This window comes from Heyndrickxia acidiproducens DSM 23148, assembly GCF_000374345.1.
GTDB classification, from domain to species: domain Bacteria; phylum Bacillota; class Bacilli; order Bacillales; family Bacillaceae_C; genus Weizmannia; species Weizmannia acidiproducens.
In genome coordinates, this window is record NZ_KB893984.1 from 67581 (window position 1) to 85211 (window position 17631).

17 protein-coding genes and 1 riboswitch are annotated in these 17631 nt (G+C 44.3%); of the genes, 10 read left to right on the forward strand and 7 right to left on the reverse strand.

Going from position 1 to position 17631, the window contains the following annotated elements; all coding sequences use genetic code 11:
* The first annotated feature begins 167 nt into the window (after positions 1 to 167).
* The 3 genes from C232_RS0105335 (at position 168) to tagH (ending at position 3640) form a co-directional block, all read left to right on the forward strand.
* A complete protein-coding gene (locus C232_RS0105335) occupies positions 168 to 1910 on the forward strand; it encodes a phospho-sugar mutase (RefSeq protein WP_018662057.1) in 1743 nt (580 codons plus the stop codon).
* A gap of 244 nt (positions 1911 to 2154) precedes the next feature.
* Positions 2155 to 2646: a VanZ family protein gene (locus tag C232_RS0105345; RefSeq protein WP_018662061.1), complete on the forward strand. Its 492-nt coding sequence runs from the start codon at positions 2155 to 2157 to the stop codon at positions 2644 to 2646.
* Positions 2647 to 2818: 172 nt separating this feature from the next.
* Positions 2819 to 3640, forward strand: coding sequence for a teichoic acids export ABC transporter ATP-binding subunit TagH (gene tagH, locus C232_RS0105350; RefSeq protein WP_018662064.1), 822 nt, complete (start codon positions 2819 to 2821; stop codon positions 3638 to 3640).
* A 108-nt stretch (positions 3641 to 3748) separates the two neighbouring features.
* Here tagH and qoxD read toward each other — a convergent pair whose 3' ends face one another.
* From qoxD to C232_RS0105380, 5 genes are all read right to left on the reverse strand, one after another.
* On the reverse strand, positions 3749 to 4033 hold the full coding sequence (gene qoxD / locus C232_RS0105355) for a cytochrome aa3 quinol oxidase subunit IV (RefSeq protein WP_018662066.1): 285 nt from the start codon (positions 4031 to 4033) through the stop codon (positions 3749 to 3751).
* A gap of 2 nt (positions 4034 to 4035) precedes the next feature.
* The gene (gene qoxC / locus C232_RS0105360; protein ID WP_018662068.1) at positions 4036 to 4641 is read right to left on the reverse strand and encodes a cytochrome aa3 quinol oxidase subunit III; all 606 of its coding nucleotides are present in this window, start codon (positions 4639 to 4641) and stop codon (positions 4036 to 4038) included.
* Positions 4638 to 6584 (reverse strand): cytochrome aa3 quinol oxidase subunit I, encoded by a 1947-nt coding sequence (qoxB, locus tag C232_RS0105365; RefSeq protein ID WP_018662070.1) that lies wholly within the window; start codon positions 6582 to 6584, stop codon positions 4638 to 4640. The genes qoxC and qoxB overlap by 4 nt, the downstream gene beginning before the upstream one ends.
* 21 nt (positions 6585 to 6605) lie before the next feature.
* Positions 6606 to 7559 (reverse strand): cytochrome aa3 quinol oxidase subunit II, encoded by a 954-nt coding sequence (gene qoxA / locus C232_RS0105370; protein WP_018662071.1) that lies wholly within the window; start codon positions 7557 to 7559, stop codon positions 6606 to 6608.
* Positions 7560 to 8051: 492 nt separating this feature from the next.
* Positions 8052 to 8975, reverse strand: coding sequence for an LCP family glycopolymer transferase (locus C232_RS0105380; RefSeq protein WP_018662075.1), 924 nt, complete (start codon positions 8973 to 8975; stop codon positions 8052 to 8054).
* A gap of 333 nt (positions 8976 to 9308) precedes the next feature.
* Between C232_RS0105380 and C232_RS0105390 the strand changes: the two genes are divergently transcribed.
* The 5 genes from C232_RS0105390 to C232_RS0105410 all read left to right on the forward strand — a co-directional run bounded on the left by C232_RS0105390 (position 9309) and on the right by C232_RS0105410 (position 14207).
* Complete coding sequence (locus C232_RS0105390) at positions 9309 to 10259, forward strand: efflux RND transporter periplasmic adaptor subunit (protein ID WP_018662081.1); 951 nt, start codon at positions 9309 to 9311, stop codon at positions 10257 to 10259.
* Positions 10259 to 10969 carry an ABC transporter ATP-binding protein gene (locus C232_RS0105395; protein ID WP_018662083.1) on the forward strand — a complete coding sequence of 237 codons (711 nt, stop codon included), beginning with the start codon at positions 10259 to 10261 and terminating at the stop codon, positions 10967 to 10969. The genes C232_RS0105390 and C232_RS0105395 overlap by 1 nt, the downstream gene beginning before the upstream one ends.
* Complete coding sequence (locus C232_RS0105400) at positions 10947 to 12113, forward strand: ABC transporter permease (RefSeq protein ID WP_018662085.1); 1167 nt, start codon at positions 10947 to 10949, stop codon at positions 12111 to 12113. The genes C232_RS0105395 and C232_RS0105400 overlap by 23 nt, the downstream gene beginning before the upstream one ends.
* Positions 12114 to 12296: 183 nt before the next feature.
* Complete coding sequence (locus tag C232_RS0105405) at positions 12297 to 12974, forward strand: response regulator transcription factor (protein WP_018662086.1); 678 nt, start codon at positions 12297 to 12299, stop codon at positions 12972 to 12974.
* A gap of 3 nt (positions 12975 to 12977) precedes the next feature.
* Positions 12978 to 14207 (forward strand): sensor histidine kinase, encoded by a 1230-nt coding sequence (locus C232_RS0105410; RefSeq protein ID WP_018662090.1) that lies wholly within the window; start codon positions 12978 to 12980, stop codon positions 14205 to 14207.
* Between the two features lie 84 nt (positions 14208 to 14291).
* Here C232_RS0105410 and C232_RS0105415 read toward each other — a convergent pair whose 3' ends face one another.
* Both C232_RS0105415 and C232_RS0105420 read right to left on the reverse strand, forming a co-directional pair.
* Positions 14292 to 14672 carry a hypothetical protein gene (locus tag C232_RS0105415; protein ID WP_018662093.1) on the reverse strand — a complete coding sequence of 127 codons (381 nt, stop codon included), beginning with the start codon at positions 14670 to 14672 and terminating at the stop codon, positions 14292 to 14294.
* A gap of 161 nt (positions 14673 to 14833) precedes the next feature.
* Positions 14834 to 15457: a histidine phosphatase family protein gene (locus tag C232_RS0105420; protein WP_018662096.1), complete on the reverse strand. Its 624-nt coding sequence runs from the start codon at positions 15455 to 15457 to the stop codon at positions 14834 to 14836.
* 212 nt (positions 15458 to 15669) lie between these two features.
* Positions 15670 to 15815: riboswitch (cyclic di-AMP (ydaO/yuaA leader) on the forward strand.
* Positions 15816 to 15985: 170 nt separating this feature from the next.
* Between C232_RS0105420 and gltP the strand changes: the two genes are divergently transcribed.
* On the forward strand, positions 15986 to 17323 hold the full coding sequence (gene gltP / locus C232_RS0105425; RefSeq protein WP_018662097.1) for a glutamate/aspartate:proton symporter GltP: 1338 nt from the start codon (positions 15986 to 15988) through the stop codon (positions 17321 to 17323).
* A gap of 127 nt (positions 17324 to 17450) precedes the next feature.
* On the forward strand, positions 17451 to 17631 hold a 181-nt coding region (locus tag C232_RS20115; RefSeq protein WP_026314469.1), incomplete at its 3' end, for a hypothetical protein.

Below are 17631 nucleotides of genomic sequence, written 5' to 3' on the forward strand. Positions count from 1 at the left end.
GTAAATGGGGTACATAAAAGTTAGATAAAGGAAAAACGGGGGGTGGCAGCGGAAAGTACATGATAACGGTTCAACAAAACCAGCACTTTCAATCAAAAACAGCTGGGAATTTATTGGATTTATGCTAAGATGAAAGTATAAAAAATTATAGGTTGCAGGAGGCTAACATGAGCATAGATTGGAAAACTACATATGCAAAATGGGAACGTTTTACCGGACTAGACGCTTCCTTGAAAAAAGAACTGTCTGATTTAAGCGGGGATGAAAAAAGTTTGGAAGACCGCTTTTATAAAAGCCTGGAATTCGGAACAGGCGGCATGCGCGGCGAACTGGGCGCAGGCACCAACCGTATGAATATTTATACGGTCCGCAAAGCATCGGAAGGACTGGCAAACTTTATTTTGGACCAGGGCGATGAAGCAAAAACACGCGGGGTGGCGATTGCTTATGATTCCAGACACCAATCCCCGGAATTTGCGCTTGAAGTCGCGAAGACAGTGGGCAGGCACGGGATTCAGGCATATTTGTTTGATTCCCTGCATCCGACACCATTATTATCGTTTGCGGTCCGTTATTTGCATGCCTATGCCGGCGTTGTGATCACGGCCAGCCATAACCCGAAAGAATACAATGGCTATAAAGTATACGGCCCTGACGGCGGACAGCTGCCGCCTGAAGCAGCCGACCAGCTGATCGGTTATGTAAACCGCATTGAAAATGAACTGACGATTGAAGTCGGCGAAGAAAAAGAACTGGTTGAAAAAGGCCTGCTCGTTTACATTGGTGAAAGGGTCGATAAAGCTTACCAGGATCAGCTTATAAAATTACGCCAGAATCAAGATGCGATTACTTCTGTGGCGGATTCTTTCCGCATCGTCTATACCCCGCTTCACGGGACGGGAAATCTCCATGTCCGCCGCGGGCTTGAGAACTTTGGCTTTAAAAATGTTACGGTTGTCAAAGAACAGGAACTGCCGGATGCCGATTTTTCAACTGTTGTGTCGCCGAATCCGGAAGAACATGCCGCATTTAAACTTGCCATCCGTTATGGAAATGAAATCGGAGCTGATCTGTTGCTTGGAACTGACCCGGACACGGACCGCTTAGGTGTAGCCGTGAAAAATAAAGACGGGGAATACCAGGTCTTGACCGGAAACCAAACCGGTGCACTGCTTTTGCATTATCTGCTCTCCCAAAAGCAGCAGCAGGGGACGCTTCCTGATAACGGTGTTGTCGTCAAAACGATTGTAACCTCAGAAATCGGCCGCGACATTGCGAAGTCTTTCGGGATCCCAACCATTGATACATTGACCGGTTTTAAATTTATCGGCGAGAAAATTAAAGAATTTGAACAAACAGGCGAGCATACTTTCCTGTTTGGTTATGAGGAAAGCTACGGCTATTTAATCGGAGACTTTGTCCGTGACAAGGACGCGGTTCAATCTGCTGTATTTGCGGCTGAGGTGGCTGCTTTTTATAAAATGCAGGGCAAGAGCCTGTATGAAGGCCTGATGGATATCTTCGAGCGTTACGGCTACTATAAAGAATCCTTAACATCCCTCACTTTAAAAGGGAAGGAAGGCTCTGAAAAGATCGCTGAAATTCTGGCTAATTTCCGCGCTAATCCGTTAAAAGAAGTGGCCGGGATTAAAGTATCCGCGATTGAAGACTATCAATCGCAAGTACGGACCAATATGCAGACAGGTGAAACGTCGGCGATCGAACTGCCCGTCTCAAACGTACTGAAATTCTTCCTCGAAGATGGCTCGTGGTTCTGCATGCGCCCATCTGGTACCGAACCGAAAGCCAAATTCTATTTCGGCGTCAAAGCCGATTCGCTTGAAGCCAGTGAAGCCCTGAACCGGCGCCTGAGCGATGAGGTTATGAAACTGGTCAAGCAAATGGTTTAATCAACATTCCCTGGCTTTTTGGGGAGGACACGGAAAAACCAAATAGATGAAATGAAAAGCGGTGCGTACATCCCATTCCATAAGATGTGCCACCGCTTTTTAAGCATTTTCAGCAGAGTTTTTGTGTTTTTTACACGCTCATCAAAACGGTCAAAAGAAACTTTGAAAAATACGGTGTGAATAATGATTTATTTATGAACTTGTTGTAAAATATGAAGAAGTTCATATGGGAGGCAACAGGAGAGTGAGAATAAAAAGAAAAGAAGGATTATTGATTTTAGGCGTCATACTGCTCGTTTTTATGTTTGTCATGTTTTCATTTTCCAATACGCCTTATAAGGAACAGGATATGCGGCCTTTTTTGGAAAAAATCATCCACTTAAATGAAAACTCTTTGCCTGACATTGAGTTTTTCTACGGCGGCAGCCTGGTCACTTCGAAAATGCCTTACGATTTTATTGAATTTTTTATCAGAAAAGCAAGCCATGTCACGGAATATGCGCTGCTTGCGTTCTTAGCCGGTGTGTTTGTGCGCTTCGCAAGGCCGCGTTTACGGGTAGCTGCTTATTTTGCAAGCTTTTTCTTTTCATTTTTTTATGCCTGTCTGGACGAATGGCATCAGTCATTTATTCAGGGCAGAACCGGGCATATTATAGATGTCATTACTTTTGATTCTTTCGGCATTCTGATCGGCTTATGTCTATGCCATGCCGTTACAAAAAGAATTTTTTCATAAAAAATTGCCGTCTAAAGAATTACCGGGCGGCGGAATTGGTTTTCCCTGTTTTCAAAGGTGGAAAAGGATAACAGGCTTTGCTTACTTTGGGCAGCCCCCTTACTTTCGGATGGACAATCTCTTATAATATTAGGGAAGGCAAAGATTATTTATGACAGGGAGTTCTTTTTATATGAATAAATCAGTGGTTTTCAATCAAGTATCAAAAAAATATAAAATGTACCGGAGCAATTCGGAAAAAATTCTTGATATCATCTTGCCCGGTGGTTACGGAGACGATTTCTACGCCCTGCAAAATATAACTTTTGAAGCCAATCAAGGGGATGTCATCGGTGTTGTCGGCGTAAACGGTGCAGGCAAGTCGACTTTATCGAATTTGATCACAGGCATTATTCCCCCTACAACCGGAACGATTACATGTAACGGGGAAACATCCCTTATTGCCATTAACTCAGGGTTGAATAACGAACTGAGCGGATTGGAAAATATTGAGCTGAAATGTCTGATGCTTGGGTTTAACAAGAAACAAATCAAGCAGTTGACCCCTGAAATCATCGAGTTTGCAGATATCGGGAAGTTTATCGAACAGCCTGTAAAAAAATACTCAAGCGGGATGAAATCAAGGCTTGGTTTTGCCATTTCGGTCAATGTAAATCCGGATATTCTGGTCATTGACGAAGCTTTGTCAGTCGGGGACCAGACTTTTGCGGATAAATGTTTTGATAAAATGAACGAATTCAAAGAAGCCGGCAAAACGATCTTCTTTATCAGCCACTCGATGGGCCAGGTGAAAAGGTTTTGTGATAAAGCGATGTGGCTTGAAGCCGGGGAAATTAAACAATACGGCATGTTGAAAGAAGTATTGCCGAATTATGAATCATTCCTAAAAGAATTTAAAAAATGGCCAAAAGAAAAGCAAAAGAACTTTAAAGCAATGATCCTGGAAAAACGCAGCAAGGAAAGAAAAACAGACAAAGTCGCACAGGAAATTTAAACAGTCATTAAAAAACGCAGCCTGGTATTTGAAATGGACCAGGCTGCGTTTTTTTTTCGCCGTGAAAATAAAAAAGCCTGCATCCACGAGAGAATGCAGGCTTTTTTATTAAAAGTGCATGACCCAAATTGTACCGTAGACCACAACGATCGCAATGATAATGCTGTAGACCATGTTGCCGACATTGACTTTGCCGTTTTCTCCTTCTTTCACGTGCATAAACATAAACAGCTGCACGCCGGCCTGGATAAAGGCAAAAAGCCCGATTGTCCAAATGATGATTGATCTCGAAAGGTTGGTGTATAAGGCAACATACAGGGCCGCAATCGTAAACACGATCGAAAGCAGAAAACCAATCACGTGCCCAATTGGATATTTTGAATGATGTTCCATTATTAAATCAACCCTCCTAAGTAAACAAAGGTAAAGATAAAGATCCAGACAACATCAAGAAAGTGCCAGTAAAGGCTCACGACAAAGAATTTACGGGCGGTCATCGGGTTCAAGCCGCGCATGGCCAGCTGAATAATAATCCCGATTCCCCAAAGAATCCCGAGTGAAACGTGGCATCCGTGTGTACCCAGCAGAACAAAGAATGCAGAAAGAAATCCGCTTGTTTGCAAGGTGGCGCCATCATGCACATAAGTGATAAATTCATTTATTTCTAAACCAACAAAGGCTAATCCTAACAAAAGTGTAACGACAAACCAGCCGATCATTGCTTTTTTATTTTGGTTGCGCATCGAGAATACGGCCAGGCCGCAAGTAAAACTACTCGTTAGGAGCACAAATGTTTCAATCAAGACACCTTTTAATTCAAAGATGTCTTGTTGCGTAGGACCGCCGGCAGTCTGGTGCTGAAGTGTAAAATAAACTGCGAATAGTGTCGCAAACAAGGTGATTTCACCAGCCAGGAAAACCCAGAAACCAAAGATGGTTAACCGGTCCTGATTGCGTTGATACTCAAGTGGCAGTGATGTATCTAAATGTTCGTCGCTCATCGTTTTACACCTCCTGCTGCATTTTCCGTACGAATGATCTCTTCGACACTGATGTAGTGGCCCTTATCCGGGTCAAACGATCTCCAGGCCAGGCAGCCAAGCATCATGACGCCACCGAGAATCGCAAGCCACCACCAGGACCAAACCAAGCCGAAACCGCCGAGTCCCATCGCGATTGCCGAGAAGAACGGCATTGCGGAGTTATTTGGCATATGGATCGGTTTGAGCTTTTCGTCTTTAAAAATCGGTGTTCCTTTTTCTTTATACTCTGCATAAGCATCTAAGGTTGAGACAACCGGTTGTTTTGCAAAGTTATACACAGGAATCGGTGTATGGGTAGCCCAATCCAGTGTACGTCCATCCCACGGGTCGCCGGTCGTATCGCGCTTGCCATGTTTAATACTGTAAACGATATTCCAAGCCAGGACAAGGAAGCCAATCCCCATAAGATACGCCCCAACTGTTGAAGCAAAGTTCCAGCCGGTCCAGCCGAGCCCTGCTTCGTATGTGTACATCCGGCGGGCCATGCCGTCAAGGCCGACAAAGAATTGCGGAATGAAACACAGGTTAAACCCGACCATCCAAAACCAGAATGTTATTTTTCCAAGTTTTTCATTCAGCATATAGCCGAACATTTTCGGATACCAGTAGAAGAGCCCTGCGAAACATGCATAGGCAACTGCCGGAATCAACGTATAGTGGAAGTGGGCGATCAAAAAGTACGTGTTATGGTACTGATAATCCGCTGCTGCCATGGACAACATAACCCCTGTAACCCCGCCAATCAGGAAAGTCGGGATAAAGGCAAGTGACCAAAGCATTGGCGTTGTCGTTCTGATTTTCCCTTTGTGCATGGTAAAGATTTCATTGAATAATTTAACACCCGTCGGAATCGCGATAATCATCGTTGATATCGAGAAGAACGAGTTGACTACCGATGTGTTCCCCATTGTAAAGAAGTGGTGAACCCATGTGAAGTAGCTTAAGAATGCGATCCCTGCCATCGCAACGACCATGGACGCATATCCAAACAATCGTTTGCTTGAGAAGGTCGCAATAATATCCGCGTAAATCCCAAGAGACGGGAGCAGCACGATATATACTTCAGGGTGGCCCCAAATCCAGAACAGGTTAGCCCAGAGCATCGGGCTGCCGCCTGATCCCATTGTAAAGAAGTGGGCGCCGAAAGTACGGTCAAATGTCACATCAGCTAAAGCCACTGTCAAGACAGGGAAAGCGAAAATAACGATAATAAACGTAATTAAAGTAGACCATACGAACATCGGCATTTTCATCAATGTCATGCCGGGTGCCCGCATTTTAAGAATCGTGACAATAAAGTTTACGCCTGTTGCAAGTGTCCCGATCCCTGAAAGCTGAATACCGAGTGCGTAATAGTTGTTCCCGACACCGTGGGTAAATTCAGTACCGGCAAGCGGGAAATAGTTTGTCCAGCCGGCTGTAGGAGAGCCCCCAATAATAAATGAAATATTAAAGAGCGCCATCCCGGCAACCATTGACCAGAAGCTGAATGCGTTCAGCAGCGGGAAGGCCACATCACGCGCCCCGATCTGCAACGGGACAACCAGGTTAATCAAACCAAACAAGAACGGCATGGCCATGAACAGAATCATTACAACGCCGTGCGTGGTAAAAATGCCGTCATAGTGGTTTGCATCCAATAAATTTAAATCCGGCAATGCCAGCTGTGTCCGCATCATTAATGCATCAACGCCGCCGCGGAACAACATTAAGATGGCAACGATAATATACATGATACCGATTTTTTTATGGTCAACAGTCGTCAGCCATTCTTTCCACAACCATTTCCACTTTTTGAAATAGGTTAATGAAAAAATGACAGCGATCGCGCCAAGCGCCATACCGACTTCTGCAGCGTAAATGGCAGGCTCACCGGTGACGAAAAAATCACTAAGTTTCACACTGTTTTCCTCCTATTCCTTTTAATTGTTTCCGCCCATATCCATATCAGACATATCCATATTAGAATGATCGGAATGATTGGAATGATCGGATTCATTTTTCTTCTTGTGTTTATCTGCCTCTTCGTGGTAATTGTGTTGTTCCATTGGTTTATCCCATTTTAAATGGGTTCCTTTATAGGTATGTGTACCAACAAGACCTTCTGTTTTGATGAACTTTTCATAATCTGATTTTTTTAATTGGGGTGCGTTGCTGTTCACTTGTTTTACCCAAGTATTGAAATCAGCATTTGTTTGGACAACAACATCAAAGTCCATTTTTGCAAAGCCTTCCCCATTAAAGTTTGCGTTCCTCCCGATGTAGTCTCCGGGATGATCAGCAGCCAGAATTAACTGCATGGTCATATTCGGCATGGTATATTTTTGTCCGCCGAGTTCAGGAATCCAAAATGAAGCCATTGTGCCGGAAGAAGTTAACTGAAACTTAATCGGCCGGTCTTCCGGGATATTTACATAGTTTACGGTCTCAATCCCTTGTTCCGGATAACTGAAAATCCATTTCCATTCAGAAGAGGTCACATAAATGGTTAACGGATCTTTATCCTTTAAGGATTTTGGTGTTTCCTCAACAGAATAATTCGCCTTGACTGTAGGAATTGCAATGGCAATGATAAGGATGACCGGTATAACCGTCCACACGGTTTCTAATACTTTATGCCCATGAATTTCTGGTGGCTTGTAATCAGCTGGCAGTTTCGAAGCCCTGTACTTGAACACCATATAAATGTACAAAATCATCACGACAATGAAAACAAAGGCCATGATAATGCTTGAGTATACAATTAAATGGTATTGCGTTTTTGCCACCGGGCCTTGCGGGTTCAGAACTGCTAATTTTGAATCACAGCCGCCGAGCAAAAACAGCGAGATGAAGGATAGCAGCACTGTTAATTTCCATGGTAGTTTTCCCAACACATTTTTTCTCTCCTTCCGATTTGGTCGTATAAGTGAAAGCATCTGAAATAGAATAAAAACTGTTCACCATATTATTTTCACTTTTATTATGGTGCTAATCTATTTTACAATAAAAAATGTACTTTGTTTGTAATTTGGCTCGGAGTAAACCAATATTCATAAAATGTTCATAAAAAGTTCATATAATTTTCATTGGTTTGTAATAATCAAATGCTATTTAAAAATAATTAGCAAAATCGCATCGGATAGATAGGAAAGTGGATTAAAAGGATTGAAAATTTTTGCGATGATAACTGCGCGTTGCCGCTTGGCGCAGGGGGAAAGGCATCAGGCGGTAAATGTCTGGGTAGAGCTTTTAACAGGACAAAAGGCAGAGGCCAAAGGCAGTAAATGTCTAAATAGAGTTTCTAACGGGACAAACGGCAGAGGCGGTACGAAAAGTGCCGGGATTCCATTTTTGAAGGCTGATTCAAAATGGAGTCCCGGCACTTTTTAATTGTTTAGTAGATTTGATTGCAGTATTTCTTTGATTTTTGCTCTTTCGGAATCGGAAACAGATAAATAGTAAATACCGTTTAGGGTCGAGTTTGTACCTTTTACTTCATACTGGGTAATGTTTTTGGCGGCAGTGCGGTAATTTTTTTCAATGGCAAGCATGTCATTGAACGTTAGGTTTGTTTTTACGTTGTCGCCAAGTGTATTGAGAATGCTGGTTATTCTTGCTACGGAGGTAATGCTCGTAGATTTGTGGATGATGGCTTCAATGACTTTGCGCTGGCGCTGGTTCCGCCCGAAATCCCCGTTCGGATCAAGGTGGCGCATGCGGACATAGCCGAGGGCCTGCGCACCGTTTAACGTGATTTTTCCTTTTTCATAATGGTAGCCTTTCTTGTAATAGCCTTCGTCATACCAGTCAAGTGTATTGGTGACCGTGATGCCGCCGACCGCATCTACCATTTGCTCAAGAGCCTTCATATTGACGCGCACATAGTAGTCCATTGGAGTGCCGGTGAAATTTTCAACCGTTTTTAAAGCCATTTCTGTTCCGCCGTATGTATAAGCTGCATTGATTTTGTCCATTGTTCCGCGTCCGGCGATTTCCGTCCTTGTGTCACGCGGGATGCTAATCATTTGTGTGGTGCCTTTTTTAGGATTGAGGGTTAATACCATGATGGCATCGGAACGGCCCCGGTCGTTATTGCGCTCGTCCACGCCAAGCATTAATATGGAAATCGGCTGGCCGTTGTGGCTGCCGGCAACAGCGGATGTGCTGCTCCCGGCAGCCACAGACGCATCATCATGCATTTGATTCGCAGCTTTTTTTGCAGCATGTACGACGTAATAAGCATAACTACCGCCGGCTATGATGATGATGGCAATCAAACTGAAACATGTTCTTAGGATTTTTTTCTTCATGTCGTTATCCTTTCTTTTTATTTGGTAATATGATTGCAAATTATAACATGGTTTTACCATTTTGGACATATTTTTTGATGATTCAAATAAAATGTCGGATTTTGGACATGGTATCCATCCCCATTTTTTTCAATAAAAAATCATCCTCAACTTCATTTCGAACAGCTTCATTTTTTTGAAAGAGCATATCCCCGTTAATCATAATTTAAGAATGGCATTCCATAATAGAGTCAGCAAAACGGGGGAATCGGCCGTTCGCTACTTGTATCTTTAAGTAGGTGAACTGGAGATGTTCCATCCATATACCAGTGATGAAGGGAAGGCGTTAAGAAGATGAAAAAATGGGTGATCACAATTGTTATCATTGTTGTCATGATAGGGGGAGGGAGTTTCTTTTATGTAAAAAATAAACACAACACTGCGAATGCAACAACCGCTGCAACGCAGACAACCACTGTCCAGAAAGGGAATCTGACCGTCAAGGTGAGCGGGTCGGGCACGGTTGCTTCTTCCAGCAGCAAGGATGTTTCAGCAGAAACCGGCGGTACTGTTGACGAAGTGCTTGTTTCTGAAGGAGACACCGTTGAAAAAGGGGATGAGCTGGTCACCTTTACTGATGGCAGTGATCCGATTACGGCTCCGAATTCCGGAGAAGTTACCTCAGTTGATGTTTCCAGCGGCGATAAGGTTCAGCAGGGAAAGACTGTTGCCCATATTACGAACTACAATAAACTGCAAACTACGATCAGCGTCGATGAAACAGACATTAATCAAGTAAAAGAAGGGCAAAATGCCGAGATCACTCTGAGCGCCCTTGATGATCAGCGCTTTGATGGCAAAGTTACAGATGTAGCGAAAGAGGGGACCAATTCTAATGGCGTTTCCACTTTTGAAGTTACACTTTCGATTACCAATCCAAAAAACATTAAAGTTGGGATGTCCACGGAAGCCAGCATTACGACAAACAGTGTAAGCAACGCGCTTTATGTCCCGGTTGATGCGGTCCATATAAACGGCAGCACGAAATATGTTGAGGTAAAAAATGGCGGCACAAACAAACAGCAAACGATTAAAACCGGCATTCATAACGACGACTATATCCAGGTGACAAGCGGTTTAAGCGAAGGCCAGGAAGTTGTTCTTCCGATAGTTAAAAACAGTTCTTCTTCAAGCTCGAGTGCCAAAGAACAGCAGATGCGCGGCGGTATAATGGGCGGTGGCATGCCTGGCGGCGGAAACTCCGGCGGCATGGGCGGCAACATTTCGAAAGGCGGCACGCAATAATGGAGAAAACAATGATTGAAATGAAAGATATCGTCAAAACCTACAGAATTGGTGGAGAGACGGTGACTGCCCTCCACCGGGTTTCCCTTCATGTTGAAGAAGGGGAGTTCATCGCGATTATCGGCCCGTCCGGTTCCGGTAAATCAACGTTGATGAATATGATCGGCTGCCTTGACAAGCCTGAATCCGGCGAATATAGGCTTGAAGGCAAAAATGTCGGCAAGTTGAATGATGCCCAATTGGCAACGATCCGGAACAAAAATATCGGTTTTATTTTTCAAAACTTTAATCTGTTGTCGAAACAAACAGCGATTGAAAATGTGGAACTGCCGCTGCTTTATCAGGGGGTCAGGCAGCAGGAACGCCGAAAAATTGCCAGAGAATGCCTTGATAAAGTCGGTTTAGGCGAACGGGCATCCCATTTGCCAACGCAGTTGTCAGGCGGCCAGCAGCAACGGGTGGCGATTGCGCGTTCCCTGGTCTGCAACCCGCCGATCCTGTTGGCAGACGAACCAACCGGTGCCCTGGACAGCCGTACGAGCCGGGAAATTATGGAAGTCATTCAGAAGTTGAACAAAGAAGGCCATACGATTATTTTGATTACCCACGACCTTGGCGTCGCCCGGCAGGCAAAACGGGTCGTCCAAATCAAAGATGGCCAGCTCTTTGAGAACGGAGGGGATTTGCTTGAAACTTCTGCCTTCTTTTAAGTTAGCCCTGCGTAATATTCAAACAAGCAAGCTGCGCTCCATCCTGACGATGCTCGGGATTATCATCGGCGTGGCATCGGTGATTGCGCTTGTATCAATCGGACAGTCCAGTTCCCGGTCGGTAAATTCTTCAATTAACAGTCTGGGCACCAACGTTTTGACCGTCAGCGTGCTTGATTCGGACAGCAGCGATTTTACAATAAATGATGTGAATACCCTGAAAAAATTAAACGGCGTAAAAAGCGTGGCACCAACGATTTCGGGAAGGGTTACAGCAAAATACAGCACGACTTCTTCGACCCTGAACGTTGTCGGGACAACGGCCTCCTATCAGAAAATTAAAAGCACAGAAGTGGCAAACGGCCGCTTTATTGCGGATATCGATGATGAATTAAAATTAAAAACCGTCGTACTTGGATCGGAAGCAGCAACTACCCTTTTCGGCGCGGCTAATCCGGTCGGCAAGCAAGTCCAGTTAAACGGGACGTCTTATAAAGTCATCGGTGTTTTGCAATCATCCGGCAGCTCAATGGGCAGCAGCGGGGACAGTACCATTTTCGTCCCGTTAAGCACGGCAGAAAGATTGGCCTCTTCTACCAGCATTGGCAGTGTTTACGTACAGGCCAAAAGTTCAGAGCAGGTCTCTTTTGTTGAAAGGCAGTTGAACAATGCATTGCTGTCCGTTTTCCATGACAGCGACGATTACAGTGTTTCGAATTCCCAGGATGTTATGGATACAATGAGTGATGTGCAGGATACAATGTCCCTCTTGCTCGGCAGCATCGCAAGCATTTCTCTTCTTGTCGGCGGAATCGGGATTATGAATATCATGTTTGTCTCTGTCTCTGAACGGACAAAAGAAATCGGGATCCGCAAAGCGATCGGCGCCAAACGGAAGGATATCCTCGTCCAGTTTCTAATTGAAGCCATTGTGTTAAGTGCACTTGGCGGCTTGCTCGGTGTCGGCTTCGGGCTCGCAGCCATTAAGATATACGGGCTGTTTGCAAGCACGGGCGTTTCCCTGTCCCTCCCGGTTACAGCTGTTGCATTCGGATTTTCTCTGCTTGTCGGTGTCGTGTTCGGCGTTTTCCCGGCAAACAAAGCATCGAAATTAAATCCAATCCAGGCGTTACGGTATGAATAATCAGGACGAAAGACAAAAAAACGGGTTTGTGCACCGACATGCTTTTTGATCTTTGCAAACAGGGAATGGCCATCCGAAAAACACTTGGATCGTTTTCTATCCAAGTGTTTTTTGCGGTAATCATTGTGAAACAGACAGTCCCGTTTTATTTTTGATATAATTGGAAAAATGGAGGTTTACGGCATGAAACTTTTAATTGTGGAAGATAATCCAGCACTGCTGGAATCCATGAAACAGATTATGGAAGACGAATTTGAAGTGGAAACCGCAACAGAGGGGGATGAAGCCCTTTATTTGGCACAGCAAAATATATACGACATCATTTTGCTTGATGTCATGCTTCCCGAAATGGACGGCTTTACGATTTTAAAAGCGTTGCGCAAAGAACAAATTATGACGCCTGTCTTGTTCGTCACGGCAAAAGATGCTTTGGAGGACCGCGTCAAAGGACTTGAAATCGGCGGTGATGATTATATTGTCAAACCATTTCAGGCAGCAGAACTGAAAGCGAGGATCCGCGCCTCGCTGCGGAGAACAAGCAATATGACGATTGAACATACGTTGCAGTACCGCGGCATTGAACTGTTTGGCAAGGAAAAAGCAATCAAAGTCGGCGGCGAGCCGGTCAAATTAACGATTACACAGTACGAACTGCTCGAATACCTGATCCAAAACAGCGGCAATATTCTAACGAGAGAACAGATTTTTGACAGGGTTTGGGGATTTGAGAGTGATACGACAGTTGCGATTGTGGAAGTTTATATCCATCATCTGAGAAAGAAATTGGAACCGTTCGGATACCATAAAGACATCCAGAATGTGCGCGGAATTGGATATATTTTAAAGGACCCGAAGGAATAAACCATGTTTAAAAAAACACGTATCAAATTGACGGTTTTAAACTCGTGTGTTTTCATTCTTCTAATTGCAGTTTTGGGCACTGTCATATATATGTATGTGCGTATACACATGTACAATGAAGTGGATCAGAATATCTATAAAACGCTTGAGCGTGTCCAGAAAACAGGGATTGGAATCGGCGGGAATATGCATGGCGGTGATATCCGCCTGCGTGTCCTGGTATGGGATCCAAACAATGAGCTGAAAACAGAAGTGGACGGGCCGGATGCCTATATATATGAAGATAACGAGGCAGAGTTTGTCCCGAAACATTTTAATACCATGGAAAATATAAAGGTGGAAGACCACTATTTCCGTACCTTTGCCGTAAAAGGCGTGATGCAGGGGGAAAATGTTAAAATCCAGTTTATCGAGGAAATTGACGGGGAAGTCATCATGCTTCAAAAATTGATGATCATTACGATCGCCGGCTGTGCCCTGGCCAGCCTGCTTGCGGTGATTGCCGGCTTCATTTTAGCGGAGCGCGCACTGAAGCCGATTAAAGCTTCCTGGGATAAACAGCAGCAGTTTGTGTCGGATGCATCCCATGAAATTCGGACCCCGCTTGCTGTCATCCAGTCGCGGGTGGAACTGTTGCTCCGGAAACCGGATAAGACCGTACAGGACATTCTTCCCGATATTTCAACCGTATTGAAAGAGTGCAGGCGCTTGGCGAAGCTTGTCTCCAGCCTGCTGACCCTGGCGCGCTCGGATTCCAATGAAATCGAAATTGAAAAGAAAGATTTTTACCTGGATGAACTATTGAAAGAAGTCGTGGATCATTTTTCGGAAGTTGCCTCCATGCAGGGAAAAGAAATTCTATTAAAATCCGCCCCGCCGATTACTTTTAATGGAGACCGCGACCGGATCCACCAGCTGATTGTGATTCTGCTGGATAATGCACTGAAATATACGGGGGATGATGGAAAAATAAAACTTTCCTGTTTTGAAGAGAAAAACCAGGTCGGGCTGGTTGTGGAAGATAACGGCATTGGTTTAAAAGAAGAAGACCGCAATAAAATCTTCGACCGTTTCTACCAGGTCAGCAAATCAAGAACAAAGACAGAAAGCCTCGGACTCGGCCTGTCAATCGCAAAATGGATTGTCGAAAAACATCATGGAAAGATTAAGGTGGACAGTAAACTTGGTGAAGGAACAACATTCACCATCCTGTTTTCAAAAAAGAAACGCTAAAACTGAAACGGCACCGCAATAAAAGCGTGCTGTTTCAGTTTTTTTAAAACGAGTAAAAAACCCCTTTTGGCAGGGGGACTTGTCTCATTGGACATCAACCGGATTGCTGCGCTTTATTTTCCAAGATAGTACGAAACCACATAGTGAAACGATCAGGAATATAAGATTAATGATTAGCCCGGCCGTCCCGCTTTCAAATCTCGTAACGGAGAAAGTAGCATTGCCGCCGCCTTTCATACCGCCGTTTTGCATATCATTCGGCATACCTGCTGGAGCGCTGCTTGTACTGCCGGCTGTGCTTCCTGAAGTTGCAGCGGTTTGTCCCATGCCTTTCATCCCGGACATTTTGTTTTGCTTTTGCTGGGAAGCGGTAAAGTACGAATAAATTCCCAGTCCAGCTTGGAGTAATAATAATATCGAGGCAATTAAACTTACCCACAAATGTGCTTTTGAAATATTGGACATGACCAAGTCTCCTTTACATAAATAATGATGATAAAGAATACTTTTCTTTATCATCATTATTATGGAGCTGGTTATTTAATATTTTCTTAACAATGAAATGGGCTACTGTTTATTCAAATTATATCAATATAATAAATTATCTAAAAAATATAATTTTGGTATTATTTTTTGAGCGCGGCTAAATGGGTATTCAAATTAATGGCCAGAAACCGGGTATCCGCGCTGCTTTTTTCCATAATGGTGATGCCGGTGTTGTCCTGCGGGATCATCCGGTAGTTTTTAAACGGGACTTCCAATGTGCCCGCAATAAAAAAGCGGATGGACATGCTGTGCGCGACAACAAGGACTGATTCATCCGGGTGCTTTTCTGCCAGTTCGTCAATACAAGCATGGAATCTGCGGAATACCTGGGTAGCATTTTCCCCGTCTATTCCTGCTTGGACATGGCCGGGATCTTCAAGCCAGGCGCTCCAGTTATCCGCATAGTTTACAGTAAAATCATTAAGTCTTTCGCCTTCCCAGCGGCCAAAATCGGTTTCCACAAGGCGGGGATCCTTGAATACAGGCAAATTCCGGCCTTTCAGAAGAATATTCGCAGTATCATAAGCACGGCACAGCGTGGAAGAATAGGCAGCATCAAAGTGGACATCCTTTAACACGCCGGCCGCCATTTCCGCCTGCTTTTTGCCAAGTTCGGAAAGGGCGATATCCGACCGGCCGCAGTATCTGTTTTTGTCTGCATTCCACCCGGTCTGGCCGTGCCGCACGAAATAGAAAGTTGTCATGGTATACCTCTTTTCAAAAAAATTACTTTTGTTACAGGTTTGCATGTAGTTCATTTTAACAAATTTCCGCAGATTGGTGAAGAGTTGCACATTTTCATTCCATTATATTATTTACATTAAATATTTTACATTTGCTATGTTATATTAAAATATTATATAATGAAAAAAGACGCACGAAATCAGGGTGAGACGGAATACTAAATTTTTTGAATTTCATATATTCGCTCAATTACATTTTTTGTAAGCGGGGGAACCGATCGGTGTACTTACACCAGGGGTGAAACCTTTTTTGTAAAGGTGGGGAGACTCTTTATTCCCTAATCCGTCAGCTAACCTCGTAAGCGTCTGGAGAGAACGATACGTGTGATCGGACACGTATTTTTTTAAAGCTTTATGCTGCGAAGGAATCTCTCTTTCGTGGTTTTTTTAAATCATGATTGGAGTGGCGGAAACGGCTTCTTTCCTAAAAAGAGGCTGAAATCTGCGAGGGTTTATGCTTTAAAATTAAATAATTCGGGAGGGACGTTCATGAAAAGAATCAGCTTAGCATGGCAAATTTTTATTGGGCTGTTACTGGGAGTCATCGTTGGCGCGGTTTTTCATGGCCAGGAACAGGCGGCAAATATTCTTCAGCCGCTTGGGGATATCTTTTTACGGTTGATTAAAATGATCGTCATTCCAATCGTGATTTCGAGCTTAATCGTCGGTATCGCCGGAGCGGGGAACATTAAACAGGTCGGAAAGCTCGGGCTTAAAGCATTGATTTATTTTGAAGTGGTGACAACGATCGCCATTGTTGTCGGGCTGTTGGCAGCGAATATTTTCCATCCCGGCACAGGCGTGGATATGAGCTCGCTAACGAAAACAAGCATCAGCAGCTATGTGGAAACGACGAAGGAAACATCGCACAGCGGCGTGGTGAGCACGATTTTAAACATTGTGCCGACAAATCTTTTTGCGTCACTTTCAGAAGGCGATATGCTTCCAATCATTTTCTTTTCGGTTATATTCGGAATCGGCGTTGCGGCCATCGGCGAAAAGGGTGAGCCGGTACTCCGCTTTTTCCAGGGCGTAAGTGAAGCCATGTTTTATGTGACCAATCTGGTTATGAAAGTGGCACCGATCGGGGTGTTCGGGTTAATCGGTGTAACGGTAGCGAAATTCGGACTGATTTCCCTGATTCCGCTCAGCAAATTGGTGTTCACGGTATACGGAACGATTATTGTGTTCGTGATCGTTGTCCTGGGCCTGATTGCAAAATTGTTCGGCATCAATATTTTCAACATCTTTAAAATTTTAAAAGACGAATTGATTTTAGCTTATTCGACTGCAAGTTCTGAAGCGGTGCTGCCAAAATTAATGCAGAAAATGGAAAAATTTGGTTGCCCAAAATCCATTACTTCTTTGGTTATTCCGACGGGTTATTCGTTTAATTTGGACGGATCAACGTTGTACCAATCGATTGCTGCTTTGTTTATTGCGCAAATGTACGGCATCCATTTATCGATTACGGCACAAATTTCGCTTGTTCTTGTTTTGATGGTGACATCGAAAGGCATTGCCGGGGTGCCGGGGGTATCTTTTGTTGTCCTGCTGGCGACATTGGGCTCTGTCGGCATTCCGCTTGAAGGCCTTGCGTTTATTGCCGGTATTGACCGTATCCTTGACATGGCAAGAACCGTTGTCAATGTGATTGGTAATTCACTTGCCAGCGTTGTTGTTTCGAAATGGGAGGGCAAGTACGACAAGACAAAAGCCGATCGCTATTTGGCGGAGATAAACGGCGAACTATCTCCAGAACATGCACAACTATTGACAGAAGTCAACGGTGAACGAACATCAAAATATGCACAACAGAATCGATAAGTAAGACAGGGTCCGGCGGTTGCCGGACTTTTTTTGGTGCGCCGCGCATGACGATTCGCTAGGCGGCGAAAGTCCGCTATGGGGGTAGATAGCGACCAACCATTAGCCAAGAGCAAGGGTGTCCATTGTGAAGTGGAATCTGAAGGAAGCTGGAGGCAAAATTCTGACCCGAGGAACACGAATACCATCAGGCGTACTCTTACAGGGTAAGACTGCCAAACAAGTCAAAGCCCAAAAGCTATCCGGATGTGGAGGCGTAAATGGTACGGGTGCATGGAATGAAAGGGAATCGTCTTACCGCGGGAGGT

What these genes read in the sequence shown, in the direction of transcription:
- qoxC (WP_018662068.1), bottom strand. Translation starts at nt 4,641, where the DNA reads ATGAGCGACGAACATTTAGATACATCACTGCCACTTGAGTATCAACGC.
- C232_RS0105395 (WP_018662083.1), top strand. Translation starts at nt 10,259, where the DNA reads ATGGAGAAAACAATGATTGAAATGAAAGATATCGTCAAAACCTACAGA.
- gltP (WP_018662097.1), top strand. Translation starts at nt 15,986, where the DNA reads ATGAAAAGAATCAGCTTAGCATGGCAAATTTTTATTGGGCTGTTACTG.
- C232_RS0105335 (WP_018662057.1), top strand. Translation starts at nt 168, where the DNA reads ATGAGCATAGATTGGAAAACTACATATGCAAAATGGGAACGTTTTACC.
- C232_RS0105420 (WP_018662096.1), bottom strand. Translation starts at nt 15,457, where the DNA reads ATGACAACTTTCTATTTCGTGCGGCACGGCCAGACCGGGTGGAATGCA.
- qoxD (WP_018662066.1), bottom strand. Translation starts at nt 4,033, where the DNA reads ATGGAACATCATTCAAAATATCCAATTGGGCACGTGATTGGTTTTCTG.
- tagH (WP_018662064.1), top strand. Translation starts at nt 2,819, where the DNA reads ATGAATAAATCAGTGGTTTTCAATCAAGTATCAAAAAAATATAAAATG.
- C232_RS0105410 (WP_018662090.1), top strand. Translation starts at nt 12,978, where the DNA reads ATGTTTAAAAAAACACGTATCAAATTGACGGTTTTAAACTCGTGTGTT.
- C232_RS0105390 (WP_018662081.1), top strand. Translation starts at nt 9,309, where the DNA reads ATGAAAAAATGGGTGATCACAATTGTTATCATTGTTGTCATGATAGGG.
- C232_RS0105415 (WP_018662093.1), bottom strand. Translation starts at nt 14,672, where the DNA reads ATGTCCAATATTTCAAAAGCACATTTGTGGGTAAGTTTAATTGCCTCG.
- C232_RS0105380 (WP_018662075.1), bottom strand. Translation starts at nt 8,975, where the DNA reads ATGAAGAAAAAAATCCTAAGAACATGTTTCAGTTTGATTGCCATCATC.
- C232_RS0105405 (WP_018662086.1), top strand. Translation starts at nt 12,297, where the DNA reads ATGAAACTTTTAATTGTGGAAGATAATCCAGCACTGCTGGAATCCATG.